This is a genomic window from Kribbella sp. CA-253562 (genome assembly GCF_050942265.1).
In the GTDB taxonomy this organism is placed as follows: domain Bacteria; phylum Actinomycetota; class Actinomycetes; order Propionibacteriales; family Kribbellaceae; genus Kribbella.
On record NZ_CP192049.1, the window covers coordinates 8,231,501 to 8,252,401 of the forward strand.

Here is a 20,901-nt window from a genome sequence, read left to right on the forward strand (position 1 = left end):
TCAACTAATTCCGCACGCGGCCCCATGGTGGCATCCCGCGGACGGTCCGGGAAGCCTGTGCCGAACGGCGGCCACCACGATGTACGCGCCGATGTACGCCGGATGTATGCGCGCCGGGCAGTCTGGACGCAGGTACCGGGGGGAGGGCAGGCCCGGGGATGACGGACTGAACGCCGTCAACCCCGGGCCTGAATTTTGCCCAGGCGGGATCAGGCCCCGGTGAACGGCGGCTGACCGTCCTGCGGACGCGGCGCAGCGGCCGGCGGCTGGCCCTGGTTCTGCGGCGGGAGCTGCTGGTAGCCGCCCTGCTGGTACCCCGGCTGCTGGTCGCCCGGCAGCGGCGGCTGGATCTGGCCCGAGCTGTGCCCACCGGCCGGCATCTGCGGCGGCGCCTGCTCGCCGTCGACCGAGCCGATCGTGCCGAACGACACCTGCGGCACCGCCCGGACGCTCTCGTCCTTGACCTCGAAGTAGCCGGCCTTCTCGAACTTGAAGCTGCTCGCGATCAGGTTCGACGGGAACGCCTCGATCCGGGTGTTGTAGTCGCCGACGTTGGCGTTGTAGAACCGGCGGCCGGCCGCGATCCGGTCCTCGGTGTCGGTCAGCTCGCGCTGCAGACCGAGGAAGTTCTGGTTCGACTGCAGCTGCGGGTAGGCCTCGACCGAGATCATCATCTGCCGCAACGCACCCGACAGCTGCCCCTCGGCGGCGGCCCGCTGCTCCGGGGTGGCGCCCTCGGCGCCGACCGCCTGGGTGCGCAGCCGGGCGACCTCCTCGAACACGTGCCGCTCGTGCGCGGCGTACGCGCGCACGGTCTCGACCAGGTTCGGGATCAGGTCGTAGCGGCGGTGCAGCTCGACGTCGATCTGCCGCCAGGACTCCTGGATCAGGTTGCGCTGCTTGACGAAGCGGTTGTACGAGACGATCAACGCGATCGCCAGGATCACGACGAGCGCCACGATCACGATGATGACTGCGGTCATTTCCCTGCTCCCCGGTGTCGGTTACCCGGTGACTCTAGTCCTCGCCGGGGCCGCCGCCAGGGCACAGCGCTAGCCGTGCTCGACTGTCAGCACCAGGCGGCCGGCGATCTGTCCGGCTGCTTGGCGCAACCAGGCCGTCGTGACGTCCGGCAGCCCGACGGTCTCGTGCGCGACGGTGATCCGGCCCGCCGCGGCGTGCCGCAGGACTTCGGTCAGCGCCTCGGCCCGCTGCTCCGGAGTCAGCGAGTTGTTGGTGTAGCCGAGGATGTTCGCCGAGCGGCTGCGCAGTACGGACGAGGAGAACGTTGCCTCGTCGCCCGAAGCTCCCCCGAGGTTCACCAGCCTCCCGCCGGGCGCGAGCAGGCGGGAGGCCGCGGTGGCCGCCGTACCGAAGACCGGATCGATCACCACGTCGACCTCACCGCCGGTGACCTCACCGAGGCGTGCCGTCAGCTCGTCGACGTCCGCGGTGGGGATCACCACTTCGTCCGCACCGGCCGCCAGCGCCCGCTGACGTGACTCCTCGGACCGGCACACCGCCGTCACCCGGCCAGCTTCCAGTGCGCGTGCCGCACCGATCGCGATCTGGCCGACCGCTCCGCCGGCTCCGAGGACCAGCACCCGCTCCCCCGGCTGCATGCGCGCCCGCCAGGTCAGCGCCATCCACGCCGCGACCCCGGACAACCCGAGCGCGGCGACCATCGTGTCCGGTACGTCGTCCGGCAGCGCGACGAGGTCGGAATCCGGGACCGCGCAGCGCTCGGCGAAGCTGCCGTCGCCGGCTGTCATCCCGGCCGACGTCGCGAAGAAGACCCTGGTCCCGGCCGCCATGACCGCCGACTGCTCGACCACGCCGACGCCCTGCACACCCGGCACGTACGGAACCGCCGGAGCACCGAAGTACGACGTACCGGAGGCGCACAGCAGGTCCAGCGGTACGACGGGAGCGGCGGCGACCCGGACGACGCTCCACCCCTCGGCCGGGACCGGGTCAGGGTGCTCGGCCAGCGACGGCGGTTCGCCCAGGGTGGCCACAACGGCTGCTCGCACAGCGTCTCCTCGCAGGTCAGGTGGCGATGTCGGGATAGGGCAGGGTGATGTGCTCCATCGCCTTGGCGTAGGCCAGCTGGTACTCCAGCGGGCCGTGGTCGCGCTCGAACATCGCGATGAACAGCGTCAGCGTCAGGAACGGGTGGGCGCCCAGACCGAACAGCGCCACATGGTCGTGCGCGCGCAACGCGGAGCGCTCCTCCTCGGTGAAGGCCAGCCACGTCGTCCGCTCGTCCGCCGTGCAGTTGAGCAGCTTGTTGGCCATCTCCGCCTCCCACCAGGAGACGGTTCCGGCCGGGTCCTCGCGGTACCGCTCGACCAGCTCGGGGTCGCGGTCGACGGTGTAGAGGAACTTGTCCAGCAGGTACTTGCTCATGCCGGCGCTCCGTTCGGATACCAGGTGAAGTAGGCCTCCATCGTGTGGAACAGGTCGAGCGAGTCGACGTGGTCGGCCTTCGCGCCGTCGCCGGCCGCGCCCATCATCAGCAGGAAGTCCATGAAGCCGTGGGTGGCGTTGCCCGGTAGATGCAGGCTGTCCAGCGTCACTTCGGACAGCGCACCCTCGATGTCACCGGTGGCGATCCACTCGACCGCCTTCCGGTCGAACTCCGGATCGGGGCCGTGCGCACCGAACTGGCGCGGCCCGCCGAGCTCGAGCGAGAGGTGGCCGGTGCCGATGATCGCCACCCGCTGGTCGGTCGGCCAGGACTCGACCAGCTGCCGGATCGTCCGGCCGAGCTGCACGAACCGCTGCGGCCGGGGCAGCGGCGGCGCGAAGATGTTGGTGTAGATCGGCACGATCGGCAGGTCGGCCTCGGGCCGCAGCGTGATGATCGGGCAGGTGATGCTGTGGTCGATCCGCAGTTCGTTGCTGAAGGCAAGGTCGAAGCCGGCGTCCAGGCCGTCGCGCAGGATGTGCGCGGACAGGTCCTCCTGGCCGGCCAGTGTCATCCGCGGCAGGCCGAACTCGCGTTCCTCGTTGTAGAAGTTCGCGTCGAAGAACGGCGCCTTGCCGACCAGGAACTGCGGCATGTTGTCCAGCCAGAGCTGGTGGAAGTGGTCGCTGCCGACCATCACCAGCACATCCGGCCGGGCCTTGGTCAGCGTCTCCCGGAACGCCTCGATCTTGGCCACCCACTCGTCCGCGAACGGCGGCCGGTCGGCGCCGGTCGCCGTACTGGCGCGGTAGTAGAACGGGTGGTGCGTGGACGCGATGACCGCGACGACTTGGGCCATGACGTGCTCCTCGGGATCTCGGGCGGCGGGTTCTCAGGTGGGATCGACGTAGACGGCGTTGCGATCGACGGTCAGGTAGGCGTCCATGCCGATCGGGCGGCGCTGCTCCTCGGCGAGCTGCCCGAGCAGACCGGCGGCGCGAGCCAGCAGGGCGAAGCCACGCAGCAACTCGATCGGGAGCCCGAGATCGGCCAGCGCGGCGCCGCAGACCCCGGCGCCGTTCAGCGGTAGCCGGCGGCCGAGGACCTGCTCGTGCACCCTGCCGATCGCCTCGAACAGCTTCAGGTGCGGGCCGCGAAGCCCTTCCTCCTCGGCGATGCCGATCAGTACCGGCGTCCGCGGGTCGCGCACCTTGTGGACCGGATGACCCAGGCCGGGCACAAATCGCTTGGCGGCCTTCGCCTCCGCGACCACGATCAGCGCGAGGGCGTCCCAGCCTTCGTCGTTGTCCGGCAGCTCGCCGTCGACTGCTGCGAGGGCGCCGTGCAGGAAGGCGCCGCAGTCCTCGGTCACGCCCAGGAAGCGGGAGCCGCCGCCGAGCAGACCGGCCGCGAGCGCGCCTTGCAGCGAGTCCGGCGCGGACAGGTAGGTGAGCCGCGCGGCGATCGCGGTCGGGGTGAACCCGTGGTCGGCCAGCGCCACCAGCACGGCCTCGAAGACCCTGACCTCCGAAGGCGTCGGGCGACGCAGCGCGACCAGCCAGAAGGCCAGTTCCCCGAAGCCGACCTTGCCCATCAGGTCGGCGGTGAGGTCCTGCCCGAGCAGGCGGATCTCGTCGGCCGTGGACGTCCCGAGCGAGGTCGGGAAGCTGGGCACTTCGCTCATGCCGTTCCTTCCTCCGTACGCCGTTCGGCCGCGAGCCACCGCCGGATCTCGTCCCCGTGCTCGTCGAGCGCCGGGGGCGGCAGCAGGTAGTCCGCCGGCGTCTCCGAGAACGTGATCGGGTTGCGCACACTCGGCACGCCGTGGTCCTCCGGCCCGACCGTCACCACCGGGTCGAGCCCGATTTCCTCGGCGAAGGCCACCCCGCCGTCGATGGTGTTGATCGGTCCGCACGGCACGCCCGCGGCGATGATCGCGTGGAACCACTCGGACTTTGTCCGGGTCTTCAGCCGCTCGACCAGCAGCGGCCGCAGCTCGTCGCGGTTCTCGGTGCGCTTCTCGTTCCGGTCGAACCGCGGGTCGTCGGCCAGCTCGGGCGCGCCCAGCACCTCGACGAGCTTGCGGAACTGGCCGTTGTTGCCCGCCGTGATGATCAGGTCGCCGTCGGAGCAGGGCAGCGGTTCGTACGGGAACAGGCTGGGATGACTGTTGCCCATGCGCGACGGGACGACGCCGCCCGCGACGTACGCACTGGACTGGTTGACCAGGCCCGACAGTGCCGAGGACAACAGGTTCACCTCGACGTGCTGGCCGCGGCCGGTCGCGTGCCGGGCGTTGAGCGACGACAGGACACCGATCGTGGCGTGCATGCCGGCCATCACGTCGAAGACCGAGATGCCGGCCCGGAACGGTTCGCCGCCGGGATCGCCGGTCAGGCTCATCAACCCCGAGATCGCCTGCACGATCAGGTCGTACCCGGGCAACGCGGCGCCTTTCGGCCCACTGCCGAAGCCACTGATCGAGGCGTAGACCACGCCAGGGTTGCCCTCGGCAACTGTCGGGTAGTCGAGCCCGAAGCGCGCCAGGCCACCGGGCTTGAAGTTCTCGATCAGTATGTCGGCCCGCCTCGCGAGCGCCTGGGCCACAGCGAGGTCGCCGGGGTCCTTGAGGTCGAGGGCGATCGAGCGCTTGTTGCGGTTCACGGCCAGGTAGTACGTCGAGATGCCGTCCCGGACCGGCGGCTGCCACGACCGGGTGTCGTCACCACCGGGCGACTCGACCTTGATCACCTCGGCGCCCAGATCGGCCAGCAGCATGGTCGCGTAGGGCCCGGCCAGGATCCGGGAGAAGTCGGCGACCACCAGGCCGGCGAGCGGACCGGAGCGAGCCTCGGTCATACGGTCAACTCCCCTCGACGCGGACAGTTGTCCGTTGAGTCCTGCTGTCGCAGTCTCCGCGCCTTGGGATCGCACTGTCAAGGCTCCCGGCCCAGCTCTTGACAGGCCTCAACCCGGCTTCGATAGTGATGTGACCGTCATACGGACGAACGTCCGCCGCACTCCCGGGGAGAGCCCATGACCACATCCGAGGCACCGGCGCCCGGCCGGCCGGTGGTGCTGCGCGGCGGCACCGTGCTGACCATGGACGACGCGCACACCGTGCTCACCGACGCCGACGTGCTGGTCGTCGACGACCGGATCGCGGCCGTCGGCCCCGCACTCGACGTGCCCGAGCAGACCACGGAGATCGACGCCCGCGGCGGCATCGTGATGCCCGGCATGATCGACACCCACCGGCACATGTGGCAGACCGCGATGCGCGCGTACGGCGCCGACTGGACGCTGACGCAGTACTTCGTCTGGTACTACCTCGAGCACGGCAAGGTGTTCCGGCCCGAGGACATCCATGCCGGCAACCTGCTGTCGGCCTGGGAGTCGCTGGAGGCCGGCATCACCACCACCGTGGACTGGTCGCACGGGTTGCAGACCGTCGATCACGCCGAGGCCGCCGTCGACGCGCTGCAGGCCGTGCCCGGCCGGTTCGTACTTGCCTATGGCAACATTCAGGCCGGTCCCTGGGACTGGACCGCCGACCCGGCGGTCCGGTCGTTCCTGGACCGCCGCCGGACCGGGGCCGAGGACCTGCTCGGCGTCCAGCTGGCCTTCGACGTGACCGGCGACCCGGCGTTCCCGGAGCGGGCCGCCTTCGAGGTGGCCCGCGAGCTCGGGCTGCCGGTGACGACTCATGCCGGCGTCTGGGGAGCGACGAACGACGACGGCATCAGGCTGATGCACGAGAACGGTTTCTTGACGCCGGAGACCGTTCTCGTGCACGCGGCCACGCTCACCGCCGACTCCTACCAGCGGATCGCCGCAAGCGGCGCCTCGATCTCGGTGTCGACCGAATCCGAGCAGAGTGCCGGTCAGGGCTACCCGCCCACCTGGCAGGTCCGCCGGTACGGCATCGGGGTGTCGCTGTCGATGGACACCAGCGTCTGGTGGAGCGGCGACCTGTTCTCGGCCATGCGGACCACGCTCGGCGCCGACCGGTCCCGCGAGCACCTCGAAGCCCACGTCAAGGGCGAGACTGTCACGCACGTGCACCTGCGGGCCGAGCAAGTGGTCGACTGGGCCACCCGCGGCGGCGCCCGGGCGCTGGGCCGCGACGACCTCGGCAGCCTGGAGCCCGGCAAGAAGGCCGACGTCGTCCTGATCAAGAACGACGCCTCGCCGGTCTCCTTCCCGCTGCTCAACCCCTACGGCCAGGTCGCCTTTCAGGCCCAGCGTGGCGACGTCCACACCGTGCTGGTCAACGGCCGCGTCGTGAAGCACGAGCACCGGCTCGTCGGCGCCGACCTGCCCGCCGTACGGCGGAACGTCGAGGCGACTGTCGACCACCTGCGCTCGTCGCTGGGCGAGGATGCCTGGCTCGCCGGGATGAACCCCGGGTTGCCCGACGAGGAAGTGCTGGACAACCCGTACCAGTACACCGAGTACAAGTCGGAGTCGACGCGGGAGGCGCGCGGCAGCATGTTCGGCGAGCCCGGCGCGGGCACCTGACGGCAACCACCCGCCGGTGGCCTTAGGCTCGTCGGCGACGACCGGTCCGCGCCGTGGACCACGGCAGGAGCGGAGGCAGGTACCGATGGCAGGACGAGGAGCGGGTCCCGATTTCGTCGAGTCGCTGGCTCGCGGTCTGGATGTGCTCGCCTGCTTCGACGCCGACCACCGAAGCATGTCGCTCAGCGAAGTGGCGGCCGCGGCAGGACTGGCCCGCCCGACCGCGCGCCGGCTGCTGCTGACGCTGGAGGAGCTCGGCTTCGTCCGCTCGACCGCCGGCGCCTTCCAGCTCACCCCGAAAGTGCTGACCCTGGGCATGGCGTACGTCGGCGCGCTCGGACTCTGGGACATCGCCCGGCCGCACCTGGAGGCGCTGGTCGCCCGGACCGGGGAGTCGTCGTCGATGGCGCAGCTCGACGGGTCGGACATCGTCTACGTGGCGCGGGTGTCGGTGCCGAAGATCATCGCGCTCCGGGTGGACATCGGCACCAGGTTCCCGGCCGCCCAGACGTCGCAGGGCAAGGTGCTGCTCGCCGGGCTGTCCCCCGACGAACTGGAGGAGACGCTGGCGCAACCTAGCCGGGCCGGGCTCCCGGCTTACATCGGCCGGTCGGCGGAGCAGCTGCGCGAGCAGCTCACCGAGATCCGCGCGCGCGGCTGGGCGCTGGCCGACGAGGAGCTGGCGCCCGGCGTACGGTCTGTTGCCGCGCCGGTCCGCGACGGTACCGGCACGGTCCAGGCGGCCATGAACGTCACCGTGCACGCGGCCGAGACCTCGACCGAGAAGCTGCTGACGGACTATCTGCCGCTCCTGCTCCGCACTGCAGGCGACGTCAGCGCCGAGTGGGCCCTGTGGCAGTCGCGTCCGCACGTCGAACTCGACCGCCCCAGCAGCTCCCGGGACTCGGCGCCGGCGTAGGTCAGTTGAGGCCGAGGTCGTCCAGGCCGAACAGCCAGCGGTACTCCAGGCCCTCGGCTTCGACCTTCTCCTTGGCGCCGGTGGCGCGGTCGACGATCACCACGACCGCGACCACCTCGGCGCCGGCCTCGCGCAGCGCCTCGACCGCGGTCAGCACCGAACCGCCGGTCGTGGAGGTGTCCTCGACGGCGAGCACCCGGCGACCCTTGACCTCGGGACCCTCGATCCGGCGCTGCAACCCGTGCGCCTTCTCGGCCTTGCGGACCACGAACGCGTCCAGCTTGCGGCCCTGCGATGCGGCGGCGTGCAGCATCGACAGCGCGACCGGGTCGGCGCCCAGCGTCAGCCCGCCGACGGCGTCGTACTCCAGGTCCGCGGTGAGCTCGAGCAGCTGCGGCCCGATCAGCGGCGCCGCCTCGGCGTCCAGGGTGACCCGGCGCAGGTCGACGTAGTAGTCGGCTTCCTTACCGGAGGCCAGCGTCACCTTCCCGTGCACGACGGCCTTGTTCTTCACCTGGTCCAGCAGGGCATCCCGATCAGCGCTCATGAGGCCACAGCCTAAATCAGGACTTGGGATCGGTTCTCACCAAGTGGGCGAACGCGACCGAGCGGTCCGGGGAGTGGAACAGGTCCTGGCAGGTGGTGAGCGTGAGCATCGGCCTGGTCGGCGATGCGCCGGGTTTGCCGGGGACCGGGTCGAGGACCCAGGTGTCGGCCGGTTTCACGGTCAGGTCCTTCGGGGAGCCGTCGAGCTCGTAGGTGTAGACGGCGTCCGCGGTCTCGACGATCACCTGGTCGCCGCGCTCCAGCTCCAGCAGCTTGCGGAACGGCGACCCGTGGGTGACCCGATGCCCGGCGATCGCGAAGTTGCCCGGCTGTCCCGGCAGCTGCGTCTGCGGGTAGTGCCCGAGACCGCGAGCCAGTTCGTCCTTGCCGACGCCCTCGACCACCGGTTTCTCCCAGTCGGCGCCGAATTTCGGGATCCGCAGCAGCGTGATCGCCGTACCGGTTCGGGGCTCGGCGCCGGGGCCGGGGGGTGTCTTCCAGCGATCGCGCAGGTCCTGCTCGAGCTGGTCCATCGTGTGATTCGCGGTGATCCCGGTGCCGACGTACTGCCAGCCGACCCAGCCGAGCAGCCCGAGGCCCGCGAGCAGCAGGAGCACTCCCGCACTCCTGATCACCCCGCGGCGCGTCATGGCGACCAGTATGCAGATCGACTGCAAAGCCTGTGTACGACGTGTCGATGGACGGACAAGGTTGCCGGGGACGACGATGTGGACGGCGGTCGTCGAGCCGACGGCGCGGGCGGAGGAGGATGGCGTGAAGGCGCTGGTGAAGGCGAAGAACGAGCCCGGTCTGTGGCTCCAGGACGTCCCCGAGCCGAGCGTCGAGGCGGACGAGGTCCTGATCAAGGTGCTGCGGACCGGCCTGTGCGGCACCGACCTGCACATCCAGAACTGGGACGCCTGGGCGCAGAAGAACGTGCCGGTCTCGATGGTCACCGGGCACGAGTTCTGCGGCGAGGTGGTCGAGATCGGCGCCGGCGTGCGCGACGTCGCGGTCGGTGACGTGGTCAGCGGCGAGGGTCACCTGGTTTGCGGCCGCTGCCGCAACTGCCGGGCCGGCCGCCGGCACTTGTGCATCAAGACCCGCGGCCTCGGCGTGCACGTACCCGGCGCGTTCGCCGAGTACGTCGCGCTGCCGGCCACCAACGTGTGGGTGCACCGCGATCCGGTCGACCTGGACGTGGCGGCGATCTTCGACCCGTTCGGCAACGCCGTGCACACCGCGCTGTCGTTTCCGGTCGTCGGTGAGGACGTGCTGATCACCGGCGCCGGGCCGATCGGCATCATGGCCGCGGCGGTCGCCCTGCACGCCGGGGCGCGCAACGTGGTGATCACCGACCTGTCGGAGTACCGGCTCGAGCTGGCCCGCAAGCTCGGCGTCACCCGCGCGGTGAACGTCGGCGCGGAGAGCATCGCCGAGGCCCAGCGCGAGCTCGGCATGCGCGAGGGCTTCGACGTCGGGATGGAGATGTCCGGGCAGCCGGTCGCCCTGCGCGACATGCTGGCGAACATGAACCACGGCGGCAAGATCGCGATGCTCGGGCTGCCGGCCGACGCGATCGCCATCGACTGGAGCACCGTCGTCCTCAACATGCTGACCATCAAGGGCATCTACGGCCGGGAGATGTTCGAGACCTGGTACTCGATGTCGGTGATGCTCGAGCGCGGTCTCGACCTGGGCCCGGTGATCACCCACCGGTTCGGCTACGCCGACTACGAGCAGGCCTTCGACACCGCCCGGCACGGGCAGTGCGGCAAGGTCATCATGGACTGGACCACCCCGACGTACGAGGAGAAGCACTGATGTTCGGCCGGATGCGGGACGACCTGACAGCCACCATCGGCGAGATCCGGGACGCCGGGCTCTACAAGGCCGAGCGGGTGATCCATTCGCCCCAGAACGCCGCGATCTCTGTTGCCTCAGGCAAGGAGGTGCTGAACTTCTGCGCCAACAACTACCTCGGCCTGGCCGACCACCCCGAGGTGATCGGGGCCGCGAAGAGCGCGCTGGACCAGTGGGGCTTCGGGATGGCCTCGGTCCGCTTCATCTGCGGCACCCAGGAGATCCACAAGGACCTGGAAGGTGCCCTCAGCACCTTTCTCGGCACCGACGACACGATCCTGTACAGCTCGTGCTTCGACGCCAACGGCGGTCTGTTCGAAACGCTGCTCGGCGCCGAGGACGCGGTGATCTCCGACGAGCTGAACCACGCCAGCATCATCGACGGGATCCGGCTGTCGAAGGCTCGTCGGTTCCGGTACAAGAACCGGGACATGGCCGATCTGGAGGCGCAGCTCAAGGACGCCGCCGACGCGCGGTACCGGCTGATCGCCACCGACGGCGTGTTCTCGATGGACGGCTACGTCGCCCCGCTGGACGAGATCTGCGACCTGGCCGAGCGCTACGACGCGCTGGTGATGGTCGACGACTCGCACGCGGTCGGCTTCGTCGGCCCGGACGGCGCCGGTACGCCGTCGCTGTTCGGCGTGAAGGACCGGGTCGACATCGTCACCGGCACGCTCGGCAAGGCCCTCGGCGGCGCGTCGGGCGGTTACGTCTCCGGCCGCCGCGAGATCGTCGAGGTGCTGCGCCAGCGCTCCCGTCCGTACCTGTTCTCGAACTCGCTGGCGCCGTCCGTCACGGCCGCCTCGCTGAAGGCGCTCGAGCTGATCGGCGGTTCGTCCGACCTGCGCGACAAGCTCACCGCCAACACGACGCTGTTCCGCACCAAGATGACCGAAGCCGGCTTCGACGTCCTGCCCGGCGACCACCCGATCTCCCCGGTGATGATCGGCGACGCCGCCGAAGCCGGCCGCCTGGCCGACAAGCTGCTCGAACTCGGCATCTACGTGATCGGCTTCTCCTACCCCGTCGTCCCGCACGGCAAGGCCCGCATCCGCACCCAACTGTCCGCCGCCCACTCCACCGAGGACGTCGAACGCGCCGTCGCCGCCTTCGTGGAGGCCCGCGCCGCGCTGGCGTGACCGCCGCTGCTCACCCCGACGCTAGGCTGTGCCGATTCGTCCGGGTGAGGAGCGACATGCGCGCAGTACTGGTGGTGGCCGGGGTCTTGGCTTTCCTGGCGACCGGTTGCGGCACCGACGACGGTGCCGACCCCATGCCTGTGGTCGCGCCCAGTACCGCGGCCTCGGCACAACCTGAGACAACGACAGCCGGGCCGCGTCCCACGGTCAAGCCCACCAAGCCGGCACCGGTCCGCCTGACCGTCGCCCAGGCCCGGGTTCGGTATCTCGCGGTGACGAGGCCCTACAACGTCGCGCTGGAGCGGTTCGAGAAGGCGGCCAACAGCGGCGCGTCCGTGCAGACGCTGAAGGTCCGCGCCCGCGCTGTGGCCGCCGCGAATCTGGCCGAGTCACGGCAACTGGCGGCGATCGCCTGGCCTGTGGTGGTGGACCGCAAGATCAAGGCGCTCGGCCGTGTCAATGCCGCCGCCCGCCCGCACTGGTTGAAGGTCGCCGCGTCCGGCAGCCTGAGCGAGATGGCCACGCACCTCCGTCGCGCCACGAGCGGCACCAGCCCGGCCGCCGAGATCAGACGACACCTCGGACTGCCGAAGTACAACGAGGACGACTACAGCTGATGTGTGCGGCAGGATGCCGTCATGGTGGTGCTGAGTGCGCAGGCGGTCAACCGGGCGACGTTGAGTCGGCAGCTGTTGCTGGAGCGGGCCGACGTCGGAGTGGTCGAGGCAGTACGACGACTGGCGGGCATGCAGGGGCAGGAACCCAAGCATCCGTACGTCGGGTTGTGGACCCGGCTCAACGGGTTCGCCGACGGTGATCTGACCGCGGCGGTCGAGGCGCGGGAAGTGGTGCGCGCGACCCTGTACCGCGGGACGCTGCATCTGGTCACCGCCGAGGACTACCTGCGATTCCGCACGACCCTGGCGCCCGTGCTGGAGGCTGGGCTGCGGATGCTCAAGGACCGCGCCGAGGGGCTGGAGCCGGACAAGGTGGTCGCGGCGGCTCGAAAGCTGCTGAAGGAGGGACCGCTGACCTTCACCGAGGTGCGGGACGCGCTGCAGCAGCAGTTCCCGGCGGTGAACGATCGCGCGCTCGGATTCTGCACCCGGATGATGGTGCCGCTGGTGATCCATCCGTCGGAGACCCGCTGGGGCTACCAGGCCAACGCCCGGTTCACGCTCGCGGAGCAGTGGCTCGGCCGCAAGCCGTTCCTGAGCGCCGTACCGCAGGAGCTGGTCATCCGATATCTGGACGCGTTCGGGCCCGCGACGCCGGCCGACTTCCAGACCTGGTCGGGACTGCCGGGGGCGAAGGCGGTCTTCGACGCGGCCGAGCTGGAACGCTTCGAGGACGAGACCGGCCGCACGCTGTACGACGTACCGGATGCTCCGCGGCCCGACCCGGAAACCCCTGCGCCCGTACGGTTCCTGCCCGAGTTCGACAATCTGCTGCTCGCGTACGTGAACCGCGAACGGGTGATAGCCGACGCCTATCGACCGGCGGTGTTCACGAAAAACCTGCGGGTGAAGGCAACTTTCCTGGTCGACGGCCAGGTCGCCGGGCTGTGGACAGCCGAGAAGAAACGCGCTGTGGCCACTCTCACGCTGACACCGTTCGAGCGGATCCTCAAGCGCACAACGGCCGCGCTGGAGCGTGAAGGTGAGGCGCTGCTGCGCTTCCTGGAGCCCGATGCGAAGACCTACGAGGTGGTTACGGCCGGTGGATGAGGTTGTTGTCACACGTCGGATGACTGGGCTGAAGCCCCTCGGCCCAGTGGAATAGGCAGATGAGCACAGTCCCCACGATCACTCTGGACAACGGCGTCGAGATCCCGCAGCTGGGCCTGGGCGTGTGGCAGGTCGAGAACGACATCGTCACCGGTGTCGTCGAAGCCGCCTTCGAGGCCGGCTACCGGCACATCGACACCGCCGCCATCTACGGCAACGAGCAGGGCGTCGGCCGCGCCATCGCGAACGCCGGCCTGCCCCGCGAGGAACTGTTTGTCACCACCAAGGTGTGGAACAGCGACCAGGGCTACGACTCCACCCTGCGCGCGTTCGACAAGAGCCTCGGCAAGCTCGGCCTGGAGACCGTCGACCTCTACCTGATCCACTGGCAGTCGCTGAAGCAGGACAAGTACGTCGAGACCTGGAAAGCGATGGAGAAGCTGTACGCCGACGGCCGGGTCCGGTCGATCGGCGTGTCGAACTTCCACATCCCCGCGCTGCGCCGGCTGTTCGACGAGACCGACGTGCACCCGGTGGTGAACCAGATCGAGCTGCACCCGGAGCTGCCGCAGGACGAGCTGCGCGCGTTCCACGCCGAGAACGACATCGTCACGCAGGCGTGGAGCCCGCTGGCCTCCGGCGAGCTGATCGACCACCCGGTGCTGAAGGAGCTCGGCGGCAAGCACGGCAAGTCGCCGGCCCAGGTGATGATCCGCTGGCACCTGCAGCTGGGCAACGTGGTGATCCCGAAGACGAAGACCCCGGCGCGGATCGCGGAGAACATCGACGTCTTCGACTTCACCCTGGACAACGAGGACATGGCCGCGATCGCCGACCTGGAGACCGGCCGGCGCACCGGCGGCGACCCCGACGTCTTCGGCTGATCAGACCAGCTGCAGGAAGCGCCGCAGTACGGGTGAGCGGTTGTCCGGCGACCAGGCCACGGACAGTTCCCACGGGGGCAGGTCGTCGGACAGCTCGCGGTAGACGACCGCCTCGGGGTCCGTGCGCGGCGTCGGCGCGATCAGCAGTGACACGCCGAGCCCAGCGGAGACCAGCGAGACGATGGTCTGCACGTCGGCGCCGTACTGGGTGATCGTCGGGGTGAATCCGGCGTCGCGGCAGTAGCCGATGATCCGGTCGTACACCGCCGGGCCGCTGGGGCGGTTGTAGAAGACGAAGTCGTCCTCGGCCAGCTCGGCCAGGCTCACCCGTCGCCGCCGCGCGAGCGGATGCTTCGCCGGCAGTACGGCGACCAGCGGGTCGCGCGACACGACCCGTGACTCCAGCCCTTTGCTCTGCTGCTCCGAGCCCGGCAGCCGAAGCAGTCCGATGTCGATCCGGCCGTCCTTCAGCGCTTCGAGCTGCCGGAGCGTCGTCATCGCTCCAGGTCGAGCACCACGTGCGGGTACCTGTCGCGGAACGCTCCGAGCAGTTTCGGCAGCGTCTCGAACGTCGCGGACTGTACGAACCGCAGCCGCAACGTCCCCAACTCACCGCGCTGCGTGCGTTGCGCGTCCCGAACCGCGTCGTCGGCCCGCCGGAGCAGCTCGCGCGCATCCGCCAGCAGGCTCTCGCCGGCCGCGGTCAGCACGAACCGCTTCTTGATCCGCGCGAACAGCTCGACGCCCAGATCGCGTTCCAGCGCGGCGATCTGCCGGCTCAGCGACGGCTGGGTCAGGTGCAGCCGGGTCGCGGCCCGGCCGACGTTCAGCTCCTCGGCGACCACCACGAACGAGCGCAACTGGCGAAGCTCCATGATCTCGATCATGCATCACAAGCATGAAGTCGTGCCAGAACTTTCATTGGACGCATCAACACGGCCGAACCTACCGTCGAAGAGACGAAAGGAACCACCGTGTACGTCATTCCCACCACCGTGTTCGAGAAAGTGCACCGCGAGACCCACTCGGCCATGCCCGACGCTCCCGTCGTACCGCACGAGGAACGGCCCGCGCGCCGTACGCTGCGCTCCCTGATCCCCTGGACCCGACGCTCACCGCGCGCCCGGCACGCCGTGTGCGAAGCTGAGGGCCGTGATCGAAGTGCGCAGGTTGCGGGTGCTGCGGGCCCTGGCTGACCACGGCACCGTGACGGCCGCCGCCGAGGTCCTGCACCTCACCCCATCGGCCGTCTCCCAGCAACTGGCCGCCCTCGAGTCCGAGGTCGGCCAGGAGCTGCTGGAACGCCGCGGCCGCCGGGTCGCCATCACATCGGCCGGCCGCCTCCTGCTCAGCCACGCCGACACCATCCTCACCGAGGTCGAACGCGCCGAGGACGCCCTGCGCCTGTACGCCGACGGCGCCACCGGCGAACTCCGCATCGCCGCCTTCGCCACCGCGATCAGCCTCCTGGTCGCCCCGTCCCTGGCGTCCCTGCGCGAGTCCACCCCCGGCCTGCACCTCGTCGTCCAGGACGCCGAAGGCCACCAGGCGGTCACCCAACTCCTGGACGGCGAGGTCGACCTCGCCATCACCGTCGAACACCGCGGCTCCCCGCGCCCCGCCGACGACCGCCTGGTGCTCACTCCCCTGTACGCCGAACCGTTCGTGGCCGTCCTGCCGCCGACTCACCCGTCGGCCACCAAAGACTCCGTCGACCTGGCGGCCCTGGCCACCGACGACTGGATCATGACGTCGATCGGCAATCCCATCCGGGATGTCGTCCTGCTGGCGTGTGAACAGGCCGGCTTCCAGCCGCGGGTCGTGCACACTTCTGACGATTTCCGCTCAGTCGCCGCCTTGGCCGCCGCCGGCGCGGGGGTGTCGTTGGTCCCTCGCTTGACGCTCCCGCCCAGCACCCCCGCGGTGATCCGCCCGCTCGCGCTCCCGACCCCCACCCGCCGAGTGCTGGTCGCGACCCGCCGAGCCCGGGCGGACCATCCTTTGATCACCGCCACCCTCAAAACCCTGGCCGAGACCGCCGCTCAGCTAAACCTCTGACAGCAACTTCCGCACGTCGACGGCCCGGGGATCAGCGACCCGGTCGTACAGCACGACCGCTCGTCTCCATTGCTCCGACGCTTCGTCAGGAGAGCCCAGCTCGACCAGCACCTGTCCCAGCAAGGTCCGCATCGGCGCTTCCCGGTTCTCCGTGGGGCGACGAGCGGCGAGGATCAGCCCTTCACGCAGGATCTGCTCCGCCTCAGTGAACCTCCCCGCGGCCAGGAAGGTCGCGCCCAGCTCCTCGTGCGCATCGGCCAGGAGGATGTCCTGCCCCAGATCCCGGATCACCTCGATATTGGCTCGCAGGATCGCAGCAGAGGCGTCGTACTGATGGCTGTCCCGGTAGGACCGTCCGACCATGTTGGTGTGGATCGCACGCGGTACGGGCGCAGAACGACCGGGCATCAGCGCGAGTGCGCGCTCGAACGCCGACCGCTGCAACTCCAGATCACCGGCCAGTCCGGCCAGCGAACCAAGAGTGACGTTGACGCCGACTTCCAGCTTGCCCAGGCCGGAGTCGACGACCATGGCGAGCGCTTCCGCACACAACGGCATGCCCTCGGCCGGCCGGCCGAGGCACCCCAGTCCGTAACCGAGATCGATCAGGCAGGCCGCGATATCAGCCGAGGAGTTCAGCGCGCGTGCGACCGGCAACGCCCGACGCAGCCAGTGCCCCGCCTCCTCGTACAGCCCAAGAGCGCTGGCCATCGCACCGGCCCAGTAGAGCCGTCCGAACTCCAGGTCCAGCGGCAAGTCATCCGGAACCTCCGTCGCGATCGCTACGGCCGCCCTTGCTTCGGTGAATCTCATCAGAGCCACCGCGAGCACCGGCATTCCAAGAGCCAGCCGGACGGCCACGAGCCTGTCATCGGAATCGCCTGCTGCCGCGACGCGCACCAACCTCAGCAGGTTGGGCAACTCGCTCTCCAGCCAGCTTTCGACCCGGCCGACGTCCTCCAGATCTTCTGCCCCTGCTGACCATGGGACGCCGGTTCTCGAGCCGTATTTCTCGTCCCGGCCCACCAGTTCGTGCCAGCGCCAGATTGTCGAGAGGTAGCAGGCCAGCTCCCGCGAACGCACGTCCGCGATCATCGACGAAGGCAGCATTGCGGCGGCAAGCGTCCGCCCCGTCTCCCGCACCAGGTCGTGCATCCGGTACTGGTGAATCGCGGGTGCCTCCAGCAGGTGTACGTCGACCAGCCGTTCCAGCAGGTCCTCGGCATCGTCCAGTGACACTTCGAGCACCTTGGCTGCAGCGCGCAACGGAAACCGGTCGCCGTCGAGCAGCGCCAGCACAGGAAAGGCGCTCCCGGCGCTGACATCGACGGGACTACTGCTGCTCGCCAAGTGATCCAGGGACAGGCTGATGCTGCGGGCCACCTCCGCTGCCGGTCCGGTCAGGACCTCTTGCCGGCCCTCGGCCTTCGCCAATCTGGCCGCAAGCTCGCCCAGCCCGCTCGTCCGCGCTCGACCACCGGCGATCCGGATCGCGAGCGGCAGGAAGCCGCACCTGCGCACGATCTCGAGCGCAATGTCTCGATCCGCTTCAACCGCCGCGGCACCGACCACCTCGCTCAACAGAGCGACGGCTTCGTGCTCCGACAGGACCTCCAGGGCCAGGTGCCGCGCCCCGGGCAAGGTCGACAAGGGCTGCCGACTGGTGAGCACCACGACTGCTCCCGCCGTGCCGGGCATCAAGGGGGCCACTTGCTCGACACTCGCGACGTCGTCCAGCAGCAAGAGGATGCGCCGCCCTGCCAACGCCGTCCGATACCTCGCCGCAGTCGTCGGTACGTCGTCCGCCGTACCGGCCGGCGGCAAACCGAGCGTCTGCAGCAGAGCATCGAGCGCCTCCGCCGTGGCAAGCGGTTCGTCGCCTCCCCCTCGGAGATTGAGATACAGCTGCCCGTCGGGAAACTCCTCCAGCACCTGATGAGCGGCCTGAACCGCCAGTGTGGTCTTCCCGATCCCAGCCATTCCGCCGATCGCCGAGATCACAATCCCCGGCGCCGCAGCCAGCGGCGACCGCAGCAGCCCAACAAGCTCACCGAGCTGCCCGTCCCGCCCGACGAAATCCCCGATTGCTGGTGGTAGTTGGCGCGGTACGCCGCCACCGACCTCCCGGCCCTTCGGCCGCCGAGCTGCTACCTCGAGAAGCTCCCGCTCGTCGTCAGCCAGTCCCATCGCCTCAGCCAGCTGAGTGACCGTCGAAGGCCGAGGAAACAGCCGCCGTCCACCCTCCAGCGCGTTGACAGCCTGAACACTGACCTCCGCCAGCTCCGCCAGCCGCTCCTGCGTCAAGCCGGCGCGGGTGCGATATGTGCGAAGCAGTTGACCGAATCCAGGGCGGTTCACCGGCCCATCCTGCGGCCACGGACACGTCGGCGCAAACACCGGATCGGGCCGCTAGACCTCAGCTGACCCCGCCAGCAGCCTCCGCACCTCGTCTGCCCGTACGTCGGCCACCAGCTGGTACTGGATCAGCGCGAGCTCCCACTGACGGCGAGCCTCTTCGACCAATCCGAGGCCGGTCAACGCGCGGCCCAAGTGATGACGTAGCCGTCCTTCCCGGTGATCGGTGGGGTAGCGCACGGCGATCTTCACTCCGTCCGCCAGGACCTTCCGGGCCCTCGCATGCTCCCCGAGCGCCAGCCAGGCAAGGCCGAGCACCTCCAGGGTGTCGCTCTCGATCACTTCCGTTCCCAGCTCACGGACCTTGCCGAGGTTCTCCGTCAGCACGTCCACCGCGGCGTGGTGCTGACCGCTCTCGGTGAGTGCGTGACCGATCAGGTTCCGGTGGACGACGTCCGCCCCGGGGCTGGATCTCTCCGGCATTCTCGCGATCGCCTCCTCGAAGGCGATCCGCTGCCGTTCGACGTCGCCGAGCCAACCGGCCAGCGCTCCCAGACCCACCAGCGCGCCGACTCTGAGCTTGGCGGCCTGTGGATGCTCGGTCACGATGAGCGCTTCTTCGGCGTACGGCAGGCCGTCCGCGGCCCGGCCCGATCGTCCGAGGTTGTACCCGAGATCGATCAGCACGGCGGCCAGCGCCCAAGGGTCGCCGAGCTCCCGCGCGAGCGGCAACGCGCGTTCCCGCCACGGCACGGCGTCCCGGTACAGGCCGAGAGTGCTGTACGAGAAACCCAGCTGGTACTTGCGGCCGACCTCCACGCGGAGATCCAGCTCTACCGGCAGATCCACTACCAGTTTGAGTGCCTGATGCGTCTCGCCGAAGCGCATCAGCCGGCTCGCCAGTTTCGGCATGCCCAGAGCCATCCGTACCGCTAGGACCTGCTCGCCGCTGTCACCCTGCGCCGACCGACGGACGAGCCGCACCAGGTTCGGCAACTCGGCGTCCAGCCAGTCGGCGGCGACTGCGGCGTCGCTGACGTCCTCGGCGCCCGTTGACCAGGCATGCTCGTCTCTAGATCCGTACTTGTCGGGACCGCCCATCAACTCGTCGAAGCGCCAGAGCATGGCGAGATAGCAGTCGGTCTCGCGGCGGCGCAGTCGCTCCCGAGCCGCGCCGTCGAACCTGCGCTCGGCGTCCGCTACCGCAACGACCCGGACGAGGTCGTGCATCCGGTACTGATGTAGCGCCGGAGTCTCCAGCAGGTGGCTGTCGACGAGCCGTTCGAGCAGGTTCTCGGTCTCGTCGACGCGACGTCCGAGCACGGCTGCGGCCGCGCGCAACGGGAAGCGGTCACCTTCGAAGACCGACAGCATCGCAAACACTTCCGCCGCTGCTCGATCGGTTGACGTCCCTGCCGCGAGAGCGGTCAGCGACAGCGAAATACTCCGGCCGACTCCCCCGGACGACCCGGCGAGGTTTCGCAGCCGCTCAGAACCCTCGACCAGCCGATCAGCCAGTTCACGGAGCCCGCCCGCCATCCGATCCACCTGCGATCCTGCGATGCGGATCGCCAACGGAAGCAGGCCGCACCGGCGTACGACGTCGCGGGCGGCGTCGGGGTCCTGGTCGATCCGTTCGGTGCCGACCAGCCGCCCGAGCAGCTGAATCGCTTCGGTCTCGTCCATCACGTCGAGCTCGAGATGAAGCGCTCCCGGCAGCTCGGTCAGCCGTCGGCGACTGGTGACGAGAACGACGACGCCGGCGACTCCCGGCATCAACGGCGTCACCTGCTCCACACTCGCAGCGTCGTCGAGCACGATCAGCATCTGCCGACCGGCCAGGGCGCTGCGGTACCGCGCGGCGGCCGTCTCGACCTGTGTCGATCCGTCCGCGGGTACGCCGAGCAGTTGCAGCAGCGCGGCCAGTGCTTCCTCGACCGTCAACGGACGCGTACCGCCGCCGAGATTGAGGTAGAGCTGTCCGTCCGGCGATACGTCGGTCGCGAGGTGAGCGGCTTGCACCGCCAGAGCCGTCTTGCCGACCCCGCCCATGCCGCCGATGGCGGACACCACGATGCCGGGCGCTGCCCGGAACGGTGCCTTGAGCAACGCCGTCAGTTCGTCGAGCTGCCGGGAGCGCCCGGTGAAATCCGCCGGCGGTGAAGGAAGCCGGCCCGCCGCGTTGATGCTCCCGGCGACCTTCGGTGCGGGTTGCCGGCCGGGATCACCCGCTGCCGGATGCCGGGCAGCGGCGGCGAACGCACGCCGATCTTCAGACGACAGCCCCAAGGAGTCCGCCAGCAGGGTGATCGTGATCGGGCGTGGGCGCCGGCGGCGTCCGCTTTCGAGCGCACTGATGGCCTGGATGCTGAGGCCTGATCGCTCGGCCAGGCGTTCCTGCGTCAGGCCCGAGTTCGTGCGATAACCACGAAGCAGCTGACCGAATCCAGGGCGGTTCACCGGCCCATCCTGAGGG

The 20,901-nt window shown here is 69.5% G+C and carries 20 protein-coding genes; 8 read left to right on the forward strand and 12 right to left on the reverse strand.

From position 1 onward, the window contains the following. Nucleotides 1–209: 209 nt before the first annotated feature. The 6 genes from ACQPXM_RS39220 to ACQPXM_RS39245 form a co-directional block, all read right to left on the reverse strand. A complete protein-coding gene (locus ACQPXM_RS39220; RefSeq protein ID WP_432943050.1) occupies nt 210–983 on the reverse strand; it encodes a LemA family protein in 774 nt (257 codons plus the stop codon). 69 nt (nt 984–1,052) lie between these two features. Then, complete coding sequence (locus ACQPXM_RS39225) at nt 1,053–2,033, reverse strand: quinone oxidoreductase family protein (protein WP_432943051.1); 981 nt, start codon at nt 2,031–2,033, stop codon at nt 1,053–1,055. 16 nt (nt 2,034–2,049) lie between these two features. After that, nucleotides 2,050–2,409, reverse strand: coding sequence for a hypothetical protein (locus ACQPXM_RS39230; protein WP_432943052.1), 360 nt, complete (start codon nt 2,407–2,409; stop codon nt 2,050–2,052). Then, on the reverse strand, nt 2,406–3,269 hold the full coding sequence (locus ACQPXM_RS39235) for a hypothetical protein (RefSeq protein ID WP_432943053.1): 864 nt from the start codon (nt 3,267–3,269) through the stop codon (nt 2,406–2,408). Before ACQPXM_RS39235 ends, ACQPXM_RS39230 begins: the two co-directional genes overlap by 4 nt. A 33-nt stretch (nt 3,270–3,302) precedes the next feature. After that, nucleotides 3,303–4,094: a citryl-CoA lyase gene (locus ACQPXM_RS39240; protein WP_432943054.1), complete on the reverse strand. Its 792-nt coding sequence runs from the start codon at nt 4,092–4,094 to the stop codon at nt 3,303–3,305. Then, the gene (locus tag ACQPXM_RS39245) at nt 4,091–5,269 is read right to left on the reverse strand and encodes a CaiB/BaiF CoA transferase family protein (RefSeq protein ID WP_432943055.1); all 1,179 of its coding nucleotides are present in this window, start codon (nt 5,267–5,269) and stop codon (nt 4,091–4,093) included. The genes ACQPXM_RS39240 and ACQPXM_RS39245 overlap by 4 nt, the downstream gene beginning before the upstream one ends. A 177-nt stretch (nt 5,270–5,446) precedes the next feature. On the opposite strand from ACQPXM_RS39245, the gene ACQPXM_RS39250 reads away from it, so the two are divergent. Beyond that, nucleotides 5,447–6,931, forward strand: coding sequence for an amidohydrolase family protein (locus ACQPXM_RS39250; RefSeq protein WP_432943056.1), 1,485 nt, complete (start codon nt 5,447–5,449; stop codon nt 6,929–6,931). Between the two features lie 85 nt (nt 6,932–7,016). Then, on the forward strand, nt 7,017–7,850 hold the full coding sequence (locus tag ACQPXM_RS39255; RefSeq protein ID WP_432943057.1) for an IclR family transcriptional regulator domain-containing protein: 834 nt from the start codon (nt 7,017–7,019) through the stop codon (nt 7,848–7,850). A 1-nt stretch (nt 7,851) separates the two neighbouring features. Here ACQPXM_RS39255 and pyrE read toward each other — a convergent pair whose 3' ends face one another. Together pyrE and ACQPXM_RS39265 are read right to left on the reverse strand one after the other, a co-directional pair. Beyond that, nucleotides 7,852–8,397: an orotate phosphoribosyltransferase gene (gene pyrE / locus ACQPXM_RS39260; protein WP_432943058.1), complete on the reverse strand. Its 546-nt coding sequence runs from the start codon at nt 8,395–8,397 to the stop codon at nt 7,852–7,854. A gap of 16 nt (nt 8,398–8,413) precedes the next feature. After that, nucleotides 8,414–9,046, reverse strand: a complete 633-nt coding sequence (locus tag ACQPXM_RS39265; RefSeq protein WP_432943059.1) for a class E sortase — start codon at nt 9,044–9,046, stop codon at nt 8,414–8,416. A gap of 124 nt (nt 9,047–9,170) precedes the next feature. On the opposite strand from ACQPXM_RS39265, the gene tdh reads away from it, so the two are divergent. From tdh to ACQPXM_RS39290, 5 genes are read left to right on the forward strand one after another with little or no spacing between them, the layout of a single operon-like run. Next, complete coding sequence (gene tdh, locus ACQPXM_RS39270; RefSeq protein ID WP_432943060.1) at nt 9,171–10,220, forward strand: L-threonine 3-dehydrogenase; 1,050 nt, start codon at nt 9,171–9,173, stop codon at nt 10,218–10,220. An 11-nt stretch (nt 10,221–10,231) separates the two neighbouring features. Continuing rightward, nucleotides 10,232–11,401 carry a glycine C-acetyltransferase gene (locus tag ACQPXM_RS39275; RefSeq protein WP_432951176.1) on the forward strand — a complete coding sequence of 390 codons (1,170 nt, stop codon included), beginning with the start codon at nt 10,232–10,234 and terminating at the stop codon, nt 11,399–11,401. 56 nt (nt 11,402–11,457) lie between these two features. After that, nucleotides 11,458–12,018: a hypothetical protein gene (locus tag ACQPXM_RS39280; RefSeq protein WP_432943061.1), complete on the forward strand. Its 561-nt coding sequence runs from the start codon at nt 11,458–11,460 to the stop codon at nt 12,016–12,018. Between the two features lie 21 nt (nt 12,019–12,039). Beyond that, nucleotides 12,040–13,128 (forward strand): winged helix DNA-binding domain-containing protein, encoded by a 1,089-nt coding sequence (locus tag ACQPXM_RS39285; protein WP_432943062.1) that lies wholly within the window; start codon nt 12,040–12,042, stop codon nt 13,126–13,128. Between the two features lie 59 nt (nt 13,129–13,187). After that, on the forward strand, nt 13,188–14,012 hold the full coding sequence (locus ACQPXM_RS39290; protein WP_432943063.1) for an aldo/keto reductase: 825 nt from the start codon (nt 13,188–13,190) through the stop codon (nt 14,010–14,012). Here ACQPXM_RS39290 and ACQPXM_RS39295 read toward each other — a convergent pair whose 3' ends face one another. Together ACQPXM_RS39295 and ACQPXM_RS39300 are read right to left on the reverse strand one after the other, a co-directional pair. Continuing rightward, nucleotides 14,013–14,510 (reverse strand): LysR family substrate-binding domain-containing protein, encoded by a 498-nt coding sequence (locus tag ACQPXM_RS39295; RefSeq protein WP_432943064.1) that lies wholly within the window; start codon nt 14,508–14,510, stop codon nt 14,013–14,015. It lies immediately after the preceding gene. Then, nucleotides 14,507–14,899, reverse strand: a complete 393-nt coding sequence (locus ACQPXM_RS39300) for a LysR family transcriptional regulator (protein ID WP_432943065.1) — start codon at nt 14,897–14,899, stop codon at nt 14,507–14,509. The genes ACQPXM_RS39295 and ACQPXM_RS39300 overlap by 4 nt, the downstream gene beginning before the upstream one ends. Nucleotides 14,900–15,164: 265 nt before the next feature. On the opposite strand from ACQPXM_RS39300, the gene ACQPXM_RS39305 reads away from it, so the two are divergent. Continuing rightward, nucleotides 15,165–16,070, forward strand: a complete 906-nt coding sequence (locus ACQPXM_RS39305; protein ID WP_432943066.1) for a LysR family transcriptional regulator — start codon at nt 15,165–15,167, stop codon at nt 16,068–16,070. Here ACQPXM_RS39305 and ACQPXM_RS39310 read toward each other — a convergent pair. After that, a complete protein-coding gene (locus ACQPXM_RS39310; RefSeq protein WP_432943067.1) occupies nt 16,059–18,374 on the reverse strand; it encodes an NB-ARC domain-containing protein in 2,316 nt (771 codons plus the stop codon). The two genes, ACQPXM_RS39305 and ACQPXM_RS39310, sit on opposite strands and share 12 nt — an antisense overlap. 105 nt (nt 18,375–18,479) lie before the next feature. Continuing rightward, nucleotides 18,480–20,885 (reverse strand): helix-turn-helix domain-containing protein, encoded by a 2,406-nt coding sequence (locus ACQPXM_RS39315; protein ID WP_432943068.1) that lies wholly within the window; start codon nt 20,883–20,885, stop codon nt 18,480–18,482. Nucleotides 20,886–20,901 lie beyond the last annotated feature (16 nt).

What these genes read in the sequence shown, in the direction of transcription:
- ACQPXM_RS39230 (WP_432943052.1), bottom strand. Translation starts at nt 2,409, where the DNA reads ATGAGCAAGTACCTGCTGGACAAGTTCCTCTACACCGTCGACCGCGAC.
- ACQPXM_RS39295 (WP_432943064.1), bottom strand. Translation starts at nt 14,510, where the DNA reads ATGACGACGCTCCGGCAGCTCGAAGCGCTGAAGGACGGCCGGATCGAC.
- ACQPXM_RS39265 (WP_432943059.1), bottom strand. Translation starts at nt 9,046, where the DNA reads ATGACGCGCCGCGGGGTGATCAGGAGTGCGGGAGTGCTCCTGCTGCTC.
- ACQPXM_RS39235 (WP_432943053.1), bottom strand. Translation starts at nt 3,269, where the DNA reads ATGGCCCAAGTCGTCGCGGTCATCGCGTCCACGCACCACCCGTTCTAC.
- ACQPXM_RS39285 (WP_432943062.1), top strand. Translation starts at nt 12,040, where the DNA reads ATGGTGGTGCTGAGTGCGCAGGCGGTCAACCGGGCGACGTTGAGTCGG.
- ACQPXM_RS39220 (WP_432943050.1), bottom strand. Translation starts at nt 983, where the DNA reads ATGACCGCAGTCATCATCGTGATCGTGGCGCTCGTCGTGATCCTGGCG.
- ACQPXM_RS39245 (WP_432943055.1), bottom strand. Translation starts at nt 5,269, where the DNA reads ATGACCGAGGCTCGCTCCGGTCCGCTCGCCGGCCTGGTGGTCGCCGAC.
- ACQPXM_RS39275 (WP_432951176.1), top strand. Translation starts at nt 10,232, where the DNA reads ATGCGGGACGACCTGACAGCCACCATCGGCGAGATCCGGGACGCCGGG.
- ACQPXM_RS39280 (WP_432943061.1), top strand. Translation starts at nt 11,458, where the DNA reads ATGCGCGCAGTACTGGTGGTGGCCGGGGTCTTGGCTTTCCTGGCGACC.
- ACQPXM_RS39240 (WP_432943054.1), bottom strand. Translation starts at nt 4,094, where the DNA reads ATGAGCGAAGTGCCCAGCTTCCCGACCTCGCTCGGGACGTCCACGGCC.
- ACQPXM_RS39290 (WP_432943063.1), top strand. Translation starts at nt 13,188, where the DNA reads ATGAGCACAGTCCCCACGATCACTCTGGACAACGGCGTCGAGATCCCG.
- ACQPXM_RS39255 (WP_432943057.1), top strand. Translation starts at nt 7,017, where the DNA reads ATGGCAGGACGAGGAGCGGGTCCCGATTTCGTCGAGTCGCTGGCTCGC.
- ACQPXM_RS39300 (WP_432943065.1), bottom strand. Translation starts at nt 14,899, where the DNA reads ATGATCGAGATCATGGAGCTTCGCCAGTTGCGCTCGTTCGTGGTGGTC.
- ACQPXM_RS39250 (WP_432943056.1), top strand. Translation starts at nt 5,447, where the DNA reads ATGACCACATCCGAGGCACCGGCGCCCGGCCGGCCGGTGGTGCTGCGC.
- pyrE (WP_432943058.1), bottom strand. Translation starts at nt 8,397, where the DNA reads ATGAGCGCTGATCGGGATGCCCTGCTGGACCAGGTGAAGAACAAGGCC.